Source organism: Streptomyces sp. 130, from assembly GCF_007096885.1.
Classification (GTDB): domain Bacteria; phylum Actinomycetota; class Actinomycetes; order Streptomycetales; family Streptomycetaceae; genus Streptomyces.
In genome coordinates, this window is sequence record NZ_VJNO01000013.1 from 72,759 (window position 1) to 86,169 (window position 13,411).

Below are 13,411 nucleotides of genomic sequence, written 5' to 3' on the forward strand. Positions count from 1 at the left end.
AGGGCCGTCCACGCTCATGCCCGAAGGGGACCATCGATGAGAAGTGCTGGGTTGCGCCGCACACGCCGTATCAGCCGTGCCTCCGCGGCTGCCCTTGTCACCGCACTTGCCCTGACCTCGCTCGCGTCCTGCGGCACGAGCAGCAGCAAGGACGACGACTCGGGCAGTTCGTCCAAGGGTTCGTCCGACCCCTCGGCCCCGCTGGACCCGGACACCAAGGTGACGATCTCCATCGACTGCATGCCGCCGGCCGCCAAGGCCGCGGAGCTGCGGGAGTGGGAGGAGGACATCAAGACGTTCCACCAGAAGTACCCGAACGTCACGATCAACGGGAAGTCCACCCCGGGCCAGTGCAACGAGCCGCCCCGCTTCACCGCCATGCTGAAGGGGAAGTCGCAGCCCGACGTCTTCTACGCCTACTTCAGCGACCTCCAGCAGGTCCTGGACAACGACGGGGCCGAGGACATCTCCGCCTACGTCAACGAGAAGACGGTGCCCGCGCTGAAGGACATCCAGCCGCAGGTCGTCGACGTGGCCCGCAAGGACGGCAAGCTCTACGGCCTGCCGACCAGCAACTACACCATGGGCCTGATGATCAACCGCAAGCTGTTCGAGCAGGCCGGTCTCGACCCGAACACCCCGCCCGCCACCTGGGAGGAGGTGCGCGCCGCCGCCAAGAAGATCGCGGGCCTCGGCAAGGGCATCTCCGGCTACGGCGAGTACAGCGCCGGCAACAACGGCGGCTGGCACTTCGCCGCGACGCAGTTCGGCCTCGGCGGGGAGATCGTCGACGCCTCGGGCAAGAAGGCCGCCTTCAACGACGAGAAGGGCAAGCAGGTCCTCCAGCAGCTGCACGACATGCGCTGGGAGGACGACAGCATGGGCAAGACCCAGCTGCTCAAGTGGGGCGACCTCCAGAAGCAGATAGCCAGCGACAAGCTGGGCATGTTCCTCGCCGCCCCCGACGACATCGCGTACATGGTGCAGCAGCTCGGCGCCGAGTACGAGACCTTCGGCCTCGGCCCCATCCCCGGCGGCAAGGGCACCCTCTTCGGCGGCAACAACTACCTGATCAAGAAGGGCAGCTCGCCCGACCAGATCAAGGCCGCCATCGCCTGGCTCAACTTCAAGAACCTCACCCCCGGCAAGGGCCAGTTCGACTGGGCCCGCACCAAGGCCGACAAGCTCCCCGTCGGCCTGCCCCAGCCGAACTTCTTCCTCGGGGAGAGCAAGACCGAGGACGACGCGGCGCGCGCCGAGAACGCGACGATGCCGGTCGAGAACTTCAAGGCCTTCATGGACAACCCCGTCCCCGGCAAGGCCGAGCCGCCGAAGGCCCAGGAGATCTACAAGATCCTCGACAACGCCATGTCCGGCGTGCTGACCAACAAGGACGCCGACATCGACAAGCTGCTCTCCACCGCCGAGCAGCAGGTCAACCAGGTTCTGGCGAACCAGTAACGGACGCGTGGGGCCGGGTCACGCGGACCCGGCCCCGCATCCGGACCCCGTCCGCTACGCGCTCGTCGTACACCGGCACCGAGGAGACACCATGTCGGCCCCCACCCTGTCCCACCGCAAGGCGACCGGGCCTCGCCCGGGACACCCAGGCCCCGCAGGCCGGGACTCCGCCCGCGAGGAGTTCCTGCGCGCGCTGCGCCGCAACATCTCAGCGCACGGCTTCCTGATCGGAGCGGTGCTCTGCTTCTCGCTCTTCTCCTGGTACCCGATGGTCCGGGAATTCGTCCTGGCCTTCCAGAAGAACGAGGACGGCACCACCACCTGGGCCGGCTGGTCCAACCTCACGTACGTCTTCAACGACCCGGCCTTCTGGCAGGCGTGGCGCAACACCCTGCTGTTCACCGTCCTCGCCCTGCTCCTCGGCTTCCTCGTGCCGTTCGTCGTCGCCGTCGTGCTCAACGAGTTCCGGCACGGCCAGGGGTACCTGCGGCTGCTCGTCTACCTCCCCGTAATGCTGCCGCCGGTCGCCTCCGTACTGCTCTTCAAGTACTTCTACGACCCCGGCTACGGGCTCTTCAACCGCATCCTGGCCCTCCTCCACCTGCCCGAACAGCAGTGGCTCCAGGACACCAGCACCTCGATGCTCTCCGTCGTCATCGCGGCCACCTGGATGAACATGGGCGGCGCCACCCTCATCTACCTCGCCGCCCTGCAGGGCATCCCCGGCGAGCTGTACGAGGCGGCCGAGCTCGACGGCGCCGGGCTGCTGCGCAAGGTCTGGCACGTCACCATCCCGCAGACCCGCCTCATCCTCTCGCTGCTGCTGCTCATGCAGATCATCGCGACGATGCAGGTCTTCACCGAGCCCTTCCTGCTCACCAACGGCGCCGGACCCGAGGGCTCCACCACCACCGTCGTCTACCTCATCTACCAGTACGCCTTCAACTTCAACAACTACGGCAGCGCGGCGGCACTCGGCCTCGTCCTGCTCGTCGTCCTCGCGGGATTCTCCGCGGTGTACGTACGGCTGAGCCGCAGCAGCGAAGACTAGGACGGGAGCCAGGACCATGGCATCGAACACGCTTGTCTCCCGGCGCGGGAGCACCTCACGCAAGGCCGTACGGCGCAGGTCCGAGGGCGGCGCCGAACGCGGCCGCCAGCGCACCCTGATCTCACCGGCCCAGCTCGGCCGGCCGCGCGGCAAGGCCGTCTACTGGATCGTCTTCGGCCTGGTGATGGTCCTGTTCACGGCCGTCTTCCTCGGCCCGCTGTACTGGATGGTCACCGGCGGCCTCAAGACCACCCAGGAAGTGGTGCAGAGCCCGCCCACCGCCTTCCCCAGCTCCCTGCACACCGAGAACTACAGCCAGGCATGGACGGTCATGGACCTGTCCAAGCTGCTGTTCAACACCCTGTACTACGCGTTCGGCGCGCTCGCCTTCCAGCTGGTCTTCGACGTGGCCGCCGCCTACTCGCTGTCCAAGCTGCGGCCGGTGTTCGGCAAGGTCATCCTCGGCATGATGCTGGCCACCCTGATGATCCCGGCCACCGTGCTCGTCGTCCCGCAGTACCTCACCGTCCTGGACGTGCCCCTGGTCCAGCGCAACCTGGTCAACTCGCCCTGGGCGATCTGGCTGCCGTCGGTGACCAACGCCTTCAACATCTTCCTGCTGAAGCGGTTCTTCGACTCCATCCCGGGCGAACTCCTCGACGCCGCGGCCATGGACGGCGCCTCACCCCTGCGCACCCTGCGCTCGATCGTCCTGCCCATCTCCCGGCCGATCCTCGGGGTCGTCTCCATCTTCGCCGTCGTCGGCGTGTGGAAGGACTTCCTCTGGCCGATGCTCACGCTGCCCGACCCGAACAAGCAGACCCTCAACGTGGGCATCTACTCACTGGCCAGCGGCGTCCCCGAGAACGTCCTGATCGCCGCGCTCACCATCGCGTCGGTCCCGACCCTGCTGATCTTCCTGCTCTTCCAGCGCAACATCATGAGCGGTCTCACCGCGGGCGGCCTCAAGGGCTGACCCCCGCTTCCGGACCGCCTTCCCCTCAGCGCTCCGCCGCCGGCTCTCCCGTCCTGCCCCGCTCGCCGAGCCGGCGGCGGAGTCCCACCTGCCCGAAAGGAACGTCAGTGGCAGCCAACCGTCCGTCCGAGGCCACCGCACCCTGGTGGCGCGACGCCGCCATCTACCAGATCTACGTACGCAGCTTCGCCGATGGCGACGGCGACGGCACCGGCGACCTGGCAGGGGTACGGGCCAGGCTGCCCTACCTCGTCGAACTGGGCGTGGACGCCCTCTGGTTCACCCCCTGGTATCTCTCGCCGCTGGCCGACGGCGGTTACGACGTGGCCGACTACCGCACGATCGACCCCGCGTTCGGCACCCTCGCCGAGGCCGAGAAACTGATCGCCGAGGCCCGCGAGCTGGGCATCCGCACCATCGTCGACATCGTGCCCAACCACGTCTCCGACCAGCACGCCTGGTTCCGCGCCGCCCTCGAAGCCGGCCCCGGCAGCCCCGAACGCGACCTCTTCCACTTCCGCAAGGGCCGCGGCGCGAACGGTGAGATCCCGCCCAACGACTGGGTCTCCGAATTCGGCGGCACCCCCTGGACCAGGCTGGACGACGGAGAGTGGTACCTCCACCTCTTCGCCACCCAGCAGCCCGACCTCAACTGGGCCCACCCCGCCGTCCGCCGGGAACACGAGGACGTACTGCGCTTCTGGTTCGAACGCGGGGTCGCCGGCGTCCGCATCGACTCCGCCGCCCTGCTCGCCAAGGACCCCGCCCTCCCCGACTTCGTCATCGGCAGCGACCCGCACCCCTTCGTGGACCGCGACGAACTCCACGACATCTACCGCTCCTGGCGCGCCATCGCCGACGAGTACGGCGGCGTCTTCGTCGGTGAGGTCTGGCTCCCCGACACCGAGCGCTTCGCCCGCTACCTGCGCCCCGACGAGCTGCACACCGCCTTCAACTTCAACTTCCTGGCCTGCCCCTGGGAGCCGGAGAAGCTGCGGACCGCCATCGACGACACGCTCGCCGAACACGCCTCGGTCGGCGCCCCCGCCACCTGGGTGCTCTGCAACCACGACGTCACCCGGACGGTCACCCGCTACGGACGCGAGGAGACCGGTTTCGACTTCGCCGCCAAGGCCTTCGGCACCCCCACCGACCTCGCCCTCGGCACCCGCAGGGCCCGGGCCGCCGCCCTCCTCTCGCTGGCCCTGCCCGGCGCGGCCTACCTCTACCAGGGCGAGGAACTGGGCCTGCCCGAGGCCGACATCCCGCTCGACCGCATCCAGGACCCCATGCACTTCCGCAAGAACGGCACCGACCCGGGCCGGGACGGCTGCCGGGTGCCCATGCCCTGGGCGGCGGGCGAACCGTACGCCGGATTCGGGGCCACCGCCGAGCCCTGGCTCCCGCAGCCGGAGGGCTGGTCCGACTACGCCGCCGACCTCCAGGACGGCGACCCGCACTCCATGCTCAGCCTCTACCGCGAGGCCCTGCGGCTGCGCCGCTTCGAACCGGGCTTCGGCACCGGGGGAGAGCCCGGCATCCGGCGGCTGACCTGGCTCGACGCCGCCCCCGGGGTGCTCGCCTTCGCCAGGACCGACGGACTGCTGTGCGTCGTCAACCTGGCCGCCGAGGCCGCCGAGCTGCCCCCGCACAGCGCGGTGCTGCTCACCAGCGGCCCCCTGGACGCGGCGGGCCGCCTCCCCCGGGACACGGCGGTGTGGCTGCGCGCCTGAGAGCGCCACGACCGCACGGGCCGGGGCGCGTGGGAGCGCGTCCAGGCCCGTGCGGCACGTTCGCGGGCCGGCCCGGGCTGCGGCACAGTGGGCTCATGGACGCTCCGAACGATCTGAATGCCCTCGCCGCCGAGCACCTGGCCGCCGCCCGCGACGCGCCGCACGGCCGCAGCGCCCACCTCCTGCTCCACCAGGACCCGCTGCGGCAGACCGTCATCGCGCTCACCTCGGGCTCCGCGCTGGACGAGCACAACGCCCCGCCCGCCGCCTCGCTCCAGGTCCTGCGCGGCTCGGTCCGGCTGACCGCCGCCTCCGGCGACGTCGAACTGACACCCGGACGGCTGCACCCGGTCCCGCAGGAGCGGCACGGGCTGCTCGCCCTGGAGGACGCGGTCGTCCTCCTCACGGCCGTCAACCCCTGAAATCCCCTTGTGAGAGCGCTCTCAGAGTGGGCAGGATGGGCCGGTGACCTCGCTTCCCGGCCTCCGGCCCTACCGCCCCGAAGACAGCGCCGCCCTCGCCGACATCTGCATACGCACCGCCGCGAGCGGCGGCGACGCCCGGGACCTCTATCCGGACCACGAGCTGGTGCCGTCCATCTTCGCCACGCCCTACGCCGTACTGGAACCGGACCTCACCTTCGTCGTCGACGACGGGACGGGCCGAGCCGTCGGCTACATCCTCGGCACCGCCGACACGCCCCGGTTCGTCAAGGAGTACCGGGAGAGCTGGCTGCCCCGGGTCGCCGGCCGCTTCCCGCTGCCCGAGGGCCCGCCGCGCAGCCCCGCCGACGAGATGACCGCCCTCCTGCACAACCCCGAGCGCATGGTCCTGCCCGAACTCGCCGGCCACCCCGCCCATCTGCACATCGACCTGCTGCCCGACTGGCAGCGCAGGGGTTACGGCAAAAAGCTGATGCACGCCTTCCTCGCGGCCCTGAACGCCAAGGGCGTCGAGGGCGTCCATCTGTCCATGCTCACCTCCAACACGCCGGCCAGGGCCTTCTACGACCGGCTCGGCTTCACCGAGATCCACGTCCCCGACCCCGGCCCCGTCACCTACCTCGTACGCTCCACGCGGACGGATCCGTAGGAGCCGCCCCGCCCAAGGGTGCGGCCCGCGATTGCTGGGCAGGTACTGGTCGACCGCCGTCGCCGGGCGGCGGACTCCGGCTGGGAGGCGTGTGACGTGAACGAGCGGACCGTGTGGCAATTCACCGACGACCGGGGGCAGTTGTCGGCAACCGGGGAGCGCCCGCGACGGGTGCTCGCCTACATACAGGCCGGGGCGACCCTGGGGGACCACGGGATACGCCCGGCCGGGCTCTTCGGCTCCGGCCACGACGACCCGGCCGCCCCCGACCCCGCGAAGACCGGGTCGCTCCAGCTGGACGGAATCGCGTACGCCGGTGCCGGTGCCGCCCTGGACGTGGACGCCTTACTGAGCTGCGCGCCGGACCTCGTCGTCGCCGTCAGCTACGGCGGCGGCCAGGTCTACGGCCTCGGCCCGGAGACCGCCAAGCACCTGGAGGAGCACGTCCCGGTCGTCGTCATCGACGTGGGCCAGGGACGCACCCTCGCCGGGATCGGCGACCGGTTCGCGGAGCTGGCCCGCTCGCTCGGCGCCGGGGAACCGGCCTCGGCGGCCCGGGAACTGGACGCCGCGCGGGACCGGCTGCGCGCCCTCACCGCCGGCCGGGACCGGCTGCGCGTCCTCGCGCTGTCCCCGGCGGACCGGGAACAGGCGTACCTGGCCCGCCCCCGCATGTGGCCCGAACTCCGGGTCCTCGCCGACCTCGGCGTCGACCTGATCGAACCCGCCGACGGCCCGGGGGCCAGCTGGTCCACGACCGGCTGGACCGAGGCCGCCGCCCTGCGCCCCGACGTCGTCCTCGCCGACATCCGGGCCAACGCGGCCCCGCTCGCCGAGCTGCGGGGCAACGCCGAGTGGACGGCCGTCGCCGCGACGGCCCGCGTGGTCCCGTGGAACCCGGAACCGGTGTGCAGCGCCCGCGCCCACGCCCGGTTCCTGGAGCTGGTGGCGGACGCCCTGGACACGTAGGGCGTGTCCAAAAGCCCCGCCTGTCCGGCGGCGCCCGGCGCGTGGGCTCGCCGCGCTGCCGGGTTCACCCCGGTACAACCGGTGCCGGGGCGGCCCTCCGCCGTGCGCTCGCCCCCACCGGACGCCGCCGGACCCGTTCCGCGGGCGGACGGCGCTCCTTTCGGAACACGCCCCGGAGGGCCGTACGGTGGGCCGGACGTCCCGTCACCCCCTCCGCCGCACCCCGGGAGAGACCGCCGCCATGCCCGACCGCCCCGACTTCCTGGTCATCGGTGAATGCGTCGCCGACATCGTCCGCGCCCCGGACGCCCCCGACCGGGTCCACCCCGGGGGCAGCCCGGCCAACCTGGCGTACGGCCTGGCCAGGCTCGGCCACGACGCGACCCTGCTCACCCAGCTGGGCCCGGACGACAACGGGCGGCTGATCCGCGCCCACCTCACCGGGGCGGGGGTCGAGGTGCTGACGGACGGCGCCCCTGGCCCCACCCCGTCGGCCGTCGTCACCCTGGACGGCGAGGGCCGTGCCTCGTACGCGTTCGACATCGCCTGGACGCTCGGCCCCGTCGCCCTCGACCGGCAGCCCCGGCACGTGCACACCGGGTCGATCGCGGCGGTGACCGAACCCGGGGCGGCCGCGGTGCGGGCGGCCGTGGAGTCGCTGCGGACGGCCGCCACCGTCAGCTACGACCCCAACGTGCGGCCGGCGCTGATGGGCGACCACCGGGCCGCCGTGCGCAGGGTCGAACGCTGCGTGGGCCTCAGCGACGTCGTCAAGGCCAGCGACGAGGACCTGGACTGGCTGTACCCCGGCCGGGACCCGGCCGAGGCCGCCCGGCGCTGGCTCGCCTCCGGCCCCGCCCTCGTCCTCGTCACCCGCGGCGGCGACGGAGCCTCGGCGGTCCTGCCGGACGGGCAGGTGGACATCGGCGCGCTCCCCGCCGACGTGGCCGACACGGTGGGCGCCGGGGACGCCTTCATGTCCGGCACCCTGCACGCGCTCGCCGCCCACGGCCTGCTCGGCGCGTCCGGCCGTGCGCGGCTGCGCGCGCCGGAGCGGGGCACGGTGCACGACGTCCTGCGCCACGCGGCGGCCTCGGCCGCCGTGACGGTCGCCCGGGCCGGGGCGAACCCGCCGGACGAGGCGGAGCTGCGCGGGGCGCTCGGGCCGGGCTGACATCCGGCCCCACCCGCACCCTCGACGGCGTCCGGCGCGTTCCCCTTCAGAGGGACCGACGACGCTGAGGAGGGCCGGGGCATGGTGCGGGACGCGGGAACGGCGACCGTGGTGACGGGGCTGGGGCTGGTCACCCCCGCGGGCGACGACGAGCGGGCCTTCTGGGCCGGGCTGTGCGCCGGGCGGTCCACGGCCCGGCGCTGCGGGGAACTCGCCGGGCTTCCCGCCGACTTCGCCTGCCCGGCCGACCGGACCGACCTGGACCGGGCCATCGGGGGCCGCGCCGGCTGGCGGATGGCGCGGTTCGCGAAGATGGCCCTGGTCGCCGCGCGCCGGGCGGTGGCCGACGCCGGGCTGCGCCCGGACCGCTGGGACGGCGGCCGGGTGGGCGTCGTGCTCGGCGTCGGCGTCGGCGGTGTCTCCGCCCTCGTGGACAACGTCCGCCGGTACGACGGCGGCGGCGCACAGGCCGTCTCCCCGCTCCTCGCACCGATGATGATGCCCAACGCGGCGGCCGGCGAGATCGCCATCGACCTGGGCGCCCGCGGCCCCAGCCTGGCCCCGGCCACCGCCTGCGCCTCGGGGGCCACCGCCCTCGCCACCGCGCACGACCTCCTGGCCACCGGCCGGTGCGACCTCGTCGTCGCGGGCGGCGCGGAATCCGTCCTGACGCCCCTCGTGGCCGCGGCCTTCGCCCAGCTGGGAGCGCTGTCCACGCGCACCGGGGACCCCGCCGCCGCGTCCCGCCCCTTCGCGCCCGACCGCGACGGCTTCGTCCTGGGCGAGGGCGCCGGCGTGCTCGTCCTGGAGCGGGGCGCGCACGCGGCGGCCCGGGGCGCCCGCGTACGGGCCGTGCTCGCCGGGACCGGAACCGCCACGGACGCCCACCACCCCACCGCGCCCGACCCCGGCGGTCACGGCGCCCGGCGCGCCGTCGAGGCCGCCCTGGGCGCGGCGGGCTGGGCCGCCCACGAGGTCGGCCACATCAACGCCCACGGCACGTCCACGCCGTTGAACGACGCGATGGAGGCCGAGCTGATCGCCGGCCTCTTCCCGCACCGGCCCCCGGTCACCGCCCCGAAGGGCGTCCTCGGGCACACGCTCGCCGCCGCCGGGGCGATCGAGGCCGCCGCCACCGTGCTCACCCTCGAACACGGGGTCGTCCCGCCGGTCGCCAATCTGGACGCCCCGCCCGCCGACTGGGACATCGACTGCGTCACCAAGGAGCCGCGCCGCCTGCGCGTCGAGCGGGCCGTCAGCCACTCCTTCGGCTTCGGCGGGCACAACGTCGCCCTCTGCTTCGAACGGGTTCGCCCCTCCGGCCGGTGAACATCTGCACGATCCCGGTGTCCTGACCGTACGCCGGTCGTTCAGCCTTGTATGACCACCACGCTCACCGACGCCGATCCCCTCGCCCGGCCGCTCACCTCCGTACTCCTCGGCGCCGACGCCCGCCGCGAGCACGGCTTCTGGCGGCGGCTCGTCGCCACCGAACCGTTCCGGCTGCCCCCGGGGCCGGGGGCCGGCGGCACCCCGGACGAGCGGCTCGCCCGCGCGTACGCCCGTCTGCGCACCCTCAACGACGCCCTGGACAGTGCGGCCCGCCCGGCCTCCGACTTCCGGGCGCTGGCGGCCCTGCACGAGTGGCTGGCCCCGGCCGACCCGGCGCTCGCCACCATCGCGGGCATCCACTACAACCTCTTCCTCGGCAGCCTCCTCGACCACATCGCCGACAGCCCGCGCGACCTGTCGGACTTCCTGACGCTGCGGCGTACCGGAACCTTCCTGTGCACGGAGGTGGCCCACGGCAACGACGCCGCGGCCGTCGAGACGACCGCCGCCTACGACCCCGTACGCGACGGGTTCGTGCTGCACACCCCGCACTGCGGGGCGCAGAAGTTCATGCCCAACACCGGGCAGCCCGGCGGCCCCAAGTCGGGGCTGGTCGCCGCGCGGCTGCTGGCCGGCGGCGCGGACCGGGGGGTCTTCCTGCTGCTGGTGCCCCTCACCGACGCCGCCGGGCCGCTGCCCGGCGTACGGGTGCGCAGGCTGCCGGCCCGCATGGGCAGCCCCGTCGACCACAGCCTGACCTCGTTCGACCACGTCTTCGTGGGGCGCGAGGCGCTGCTGACGGGGCCGCAGGGGTGGATCGACGGCGACGGGGAGTTCCGCAGCGCCATCGACGGCCGCAGGCGCCGCTTCCTCGCGTCCATCGCCCGCGTCGTCACCGGCAGGATCTCGATGAGCGCCAGCGCCGTCGGCTCGGCGCGCGCCACGCTGGCCGTCGCGGTGCGGTACGGCGGCCACCGCCACGTCTCCGCCGGGCGCGGGGCGCGGCTGCCGGTGCTCGCGTACCGCACCCATCACGGGCCGCTCGCCGAGGCGATGGCGACGGTCTTCGCCATGAGCCTGCTGCACCGCCGCGTCCTGGACCGCTGGGAGGCGGCCGGGGCCGGGCCCGAGGCCGGGCGGGTGGCGGCCGAGCGGCTGGTGGACATCGCCAAGGGCTGGATCACCTGGCAGGCCAGGGCCGTGATCGTGGAGTCCCGGGAACGCTGCGGCGCCCAGGGCCTCCTGGAGAACAACGGGATGGCCGCGCTCGTCACCGGCGTCGAGGGCGCCATCACCGCCGAGGGCGACAACCTCGCCGTCCACGCCAGGGCCGCCGCCGCCCTGCTCGCCGACCGCCCCCCGTACGAGCCGGCCGCCCCGGACCACGGCGACCTCACCGACCTCCGGTTCCTGGTCCGGCTCCTGGGGCACGCCGAGGAGCTCTGGTTCGCGCGCGCCGGGGCCCGGGCGGCCCGGGCGGCGCACGGCGACCCGCTGGGCCGGTGGAACGCGGCGGCGGGACCCGCGCTGCGCGGCGTCGAGGCGCACGCCTGCCGGCAGGCGGCCGAGGCGTACGCGGAGGCGGTCGAGGCGCTGCCGCCCGGCGCGGACCGGGACCGGCTCGGCGAGCTGGCCCGGCTGTTCGCCCTGGGCCGGATCGCCCGCGACAGCGGGGACCTCGTCGCGGCCGGCCACCTGAGCACCGGTCAGGCCGAGGCGCTGACGGACCACACCGAAGGGCTCATCGGCGCGGTGGCCCCCCACCTCCCGGGGCTCGCCGACTCCTTCGCCCTCCCCGGCGAACTGCTCGCCGACTGGCCGATCACGGGCGCCGGTTACGCCGACGCGTACGACGACCCGGAGGCCCACTGGCACGCGGCGGAGGCGGGGCGATGAGGAGCACGCGGACGCGCCGGGCGGCGCGGGCCGTGCGGGGGTTCGGGGCAGGGGCCGTCCTCCTCGCCTACTGGACGGCCGTCGCCCTGTTCGCGCGGTGGTGCGAGGCGTCCCGGCCGGGCCCTGGCGAATCGGTTCGCCGCAAGGCGTAACCGGATCGACGCTGCTCAGTTGTTCCGGCGTCGGGGCCGTGCGCGCCGGCGCCGGACATCCCACCGGATGGGCACGAGGAAAGGAAGACCATGAGCACGATCCACCCCCACATCACCGATGTACTCAGCCGTACCTTCAGGGTGCCCGTGGCCGAGATCCTTCCGGAATCCACGATGGACAGCCTGGACATGGACTCCCTCGCGGCCGCGGAGTTCGCCGTCGTGCTGCGGGAGACCACCGGGGTCGAGCTGGACACCGGCACCCTGACCCGGGGCACCACCCTCGCCGAACTCACGGCGCACCTCCACGCGGCGGCGGGCGCCGCCCGATGAGGACACCGGCCATCGCCGTCACCGGGCTCGGCATGATCACCCCGGTCGGCAACGACACCGAGTCCACCTGGGACGGGGTGTGCGCCGCGGTGAGCCCGGCCCGCCCCGTCCCCGCGCTCGCCGGGTGCGCGATCGACTTCGCCTGCGTGGTCGACGGCATCGATCTGGACGCCGAGATCGGCCGCCGCACGGCCTTTCGGATGGGCCGGTACGTCAAGTTCGCGGTGCTGGCCGCCCGGGAGGCCGTCGCCGACGCCGGGCTCGACCCGGCCGGCTGGGACGGGAGCCGGGTCGCGGTCGTCGTCGGCACCAGCAGCGGGGGCTCCGCGCACCTCACCGACCAGGCACTGGTCCTGGAGCGGCGGGGCCCGGAGGCGACCTCACCGGCCGGGGTCCTGCTGACCATCCCCAACATGCCCGCCGCCGAGATCGCGATCGAGATGCGGGCCACCGGCCCCAGCATGGCCCCCTGCACGGCCTGTTCGTCCGGCGTCACCGCGCTGTCCGTCGCCCGCGACCTGCTGGCGACCGGGCAGTGCGACGTGGCCATCGCGGGGGCCACCGAGTCGACCCTCTTCCCCGTGGCCATGACCGGCTTCGCCCGGTCCGGGGCCGCCGCCCGCGCGGACGGCGACCTGTCCCGGCTCAGCCGGCCCTTCGCCGCCGACCGCGCCGGGCTCGTCATGGGCGAGGGGGCGGCCGTCATGGTGCTGGAACGCGCCGCCGACGCGGAGGCCAGGGGTGCGGAACCCCGGGCCCTGCTCGCCGGCACCGGCGCCACCACGGACGCCCACCACCCCACCAGCCCGCACCCCGACGGGCGGGTCGCCCGGGCCGCCGTCGAGGCCGCCCTGCGCGACGCGGGCTGGCGGGCCGACGAGGTGGAGCACGTCAACGCGCACGGCACCGCGACCGTACGCAACGACGCCGCCGAGGCCGCGCTGATCAGCCGGGTGTACCCGCACCGGCCCCCCGTCACCGCCCCCAAGGGCGTGCTCGGGCACTGCATGGGCGCGGCCGGGGCGATCGAGGCGGGGCTGACGATCCTCACCCTCCAGCGCGGGGTCGTCCCGCCGGTCGCCAACCTGGACGCCCCCGCACCCGGATTCGACATCGACTGCGTCACCAAGGTGCCGCTGGTGCGGCCGGTACGCCGGGCCGTCAGCCACTCCTTCGGCTTCGGCGGGCACAACGCGGTGGTGGCCCTGCAGCGCGCGTGATCCACGGGGGCCGCGCCGTACC

12 protein-coding genes are annotated in these 13,411 nt (G+C 73.7%); all 12 read left to right on the top strand.

Annotated elements, in window-relative coordinates; genetic code table 11:
• Positions 1-36: 36 nt before the first annotated feature.
• The 12 genes from FKN01_RS13925 (at position 37) to FKN01_RS13980 (ending at position 13,389) form a co-directional block, all read left to right on the top strand.
• Positions 37-1,461, top strand: a complete 1,425-nt coding sequence (locus tag FKN01_RS13925; protein ID WP_143620158.1) for an extracellular solute-binding protein — start codon at positions 37-39, stop codon at positions 1,459-1,461.
• Positions 1,462-1,552: 91 nt separating this feature from the next.
• Positions 1,553-2,512: a carbohydrate ABC transporter permease gene (locus FKN01_RS13930; RefSeq protein WP_143620160.1), complete on the top strand. Its 960-nt coding sequence runs from the start codon at positions 1,553-1,555 to the stop codon at positions 2,510-2,512.
• 16 nt (positions 2,513-2,528) lie between these two features.
• A complete protein-coding gene (locus tag FKN01_RS13935) occupies positions 2,529-3,488 on the top strand; it encodes a carbohydrate ABC transporter permease (RefSeq protein ID WP_185992843.1) in 960 nt (319 codons plus the stop codon).
• A 107-nt stretch (positions 3,489-3,595) separates the two neighbouring features.
• A complete protein-coding gene (locus tag FKN01_RS13940) occupies positions 3,596-5,221 on the top strand; it encodes a glycoside hydrolase family 13 protein (RefSeq protein ID WP_143620162.1) in 1,626 nt (541 codons plus the stop codon).
• Positions 5,222-5,316: 95 nt separating this feature from the next.
• Positions 5,317-5,643: a cupin gene (locus FKN01_RS13945; protein ID WP_143620165.1), complete on the top strand. Its 327-nt coding sequence runs from the start codon at positions 5,317-5,319 to the stop codon at positions 5,641-5,643.
• Between the two features lie 43 nt (positions 5,644-5,686).
• Positions 5,687-6,313: a GNAT family N-acetyltransferase gene (locus tag FKN01_RS13950; protein WP_143620167.1), complete on the top strand. Its 627-nt coding sequence runs from the start codon at positions 5,687-5,689 to the stop codon at positions 6,311-6,313.
• Positions 6,314-6,409: 96 nt separating this feature from the next.
• Positions 6,410-7,282, top strand: a complete 873-nt coding sequence (locus FKN01_RS13955) for an ABC transporter substrate-binding protein (protein ID WP_143620169.1) — start codon at positions 6,410-6,412, stop codon at positions 7,280-7,282.
• A 241-nt stretch (positions 7,283-7,523) separates the two neighbouring features.
• Entirely contained in the window at positions 7,524-8,456 is a 933-nt protein-coding gene (locus tag FKN01_RS13960; protein ID WP_143620171.1) for a carbohydrate kinase, read from the top strand.
• Between the two features lie 81 nt (positions 8,457-8,537).
• Positions 8,538-9,785, top strand: a complete 1,248-nt coding sequence (locus FKN01_RS13965; protein WP_143620173.1) for a beta-ketoacyl-[acyl-carrier-protein] synthase family protein — start codon at positions 8,538-8,540, stop codon at positions 9,783-9,785.
• A 51-nt stretch (positions 9,786-9,836) separates the two neighbouring features.
• Positions 9,837-11,684 carry an acyl-CoA dehydrogenase gene (locus FKN01_RS13970; protein ID WP_143620174.1) on the top strand — a complete coding sequence of 616 codons (1,848 nt, stop codon included), beginning with the start codon at positions 9,837-9,839 and terminating at the stop codon, positions 11,682-11,684.
• A 242-nt stretch (positions 11,685-11,926) separates the two neighbouring features.
• On the top strand, positions 11,927-12,169 hold the full coding sequence (locus FKN01_RS13975) for an acyl carrier protein (protein ID WP_143620176.1): 243 nt from the start codon (positions 11,927-11,929) through the stop codon (positions 12,167-12,169).
• Positions 12,166-13,389, top strand: a complete 1,224-nt coding sequence (locus FKN01_RS13980) for a beta-ketoacyl synthase (RefSeq protein WP_143620178.1) — start codon at positions 12,166-12,168, stop codon at positions 13,387-13,389. Before FKN01_RS13975 ends, FKN01_RS13980 begins: the two co-directional genes overlap by 4 nt.
• Positions 13,390-13,411 lie beyond the last annotated feature (22 nt).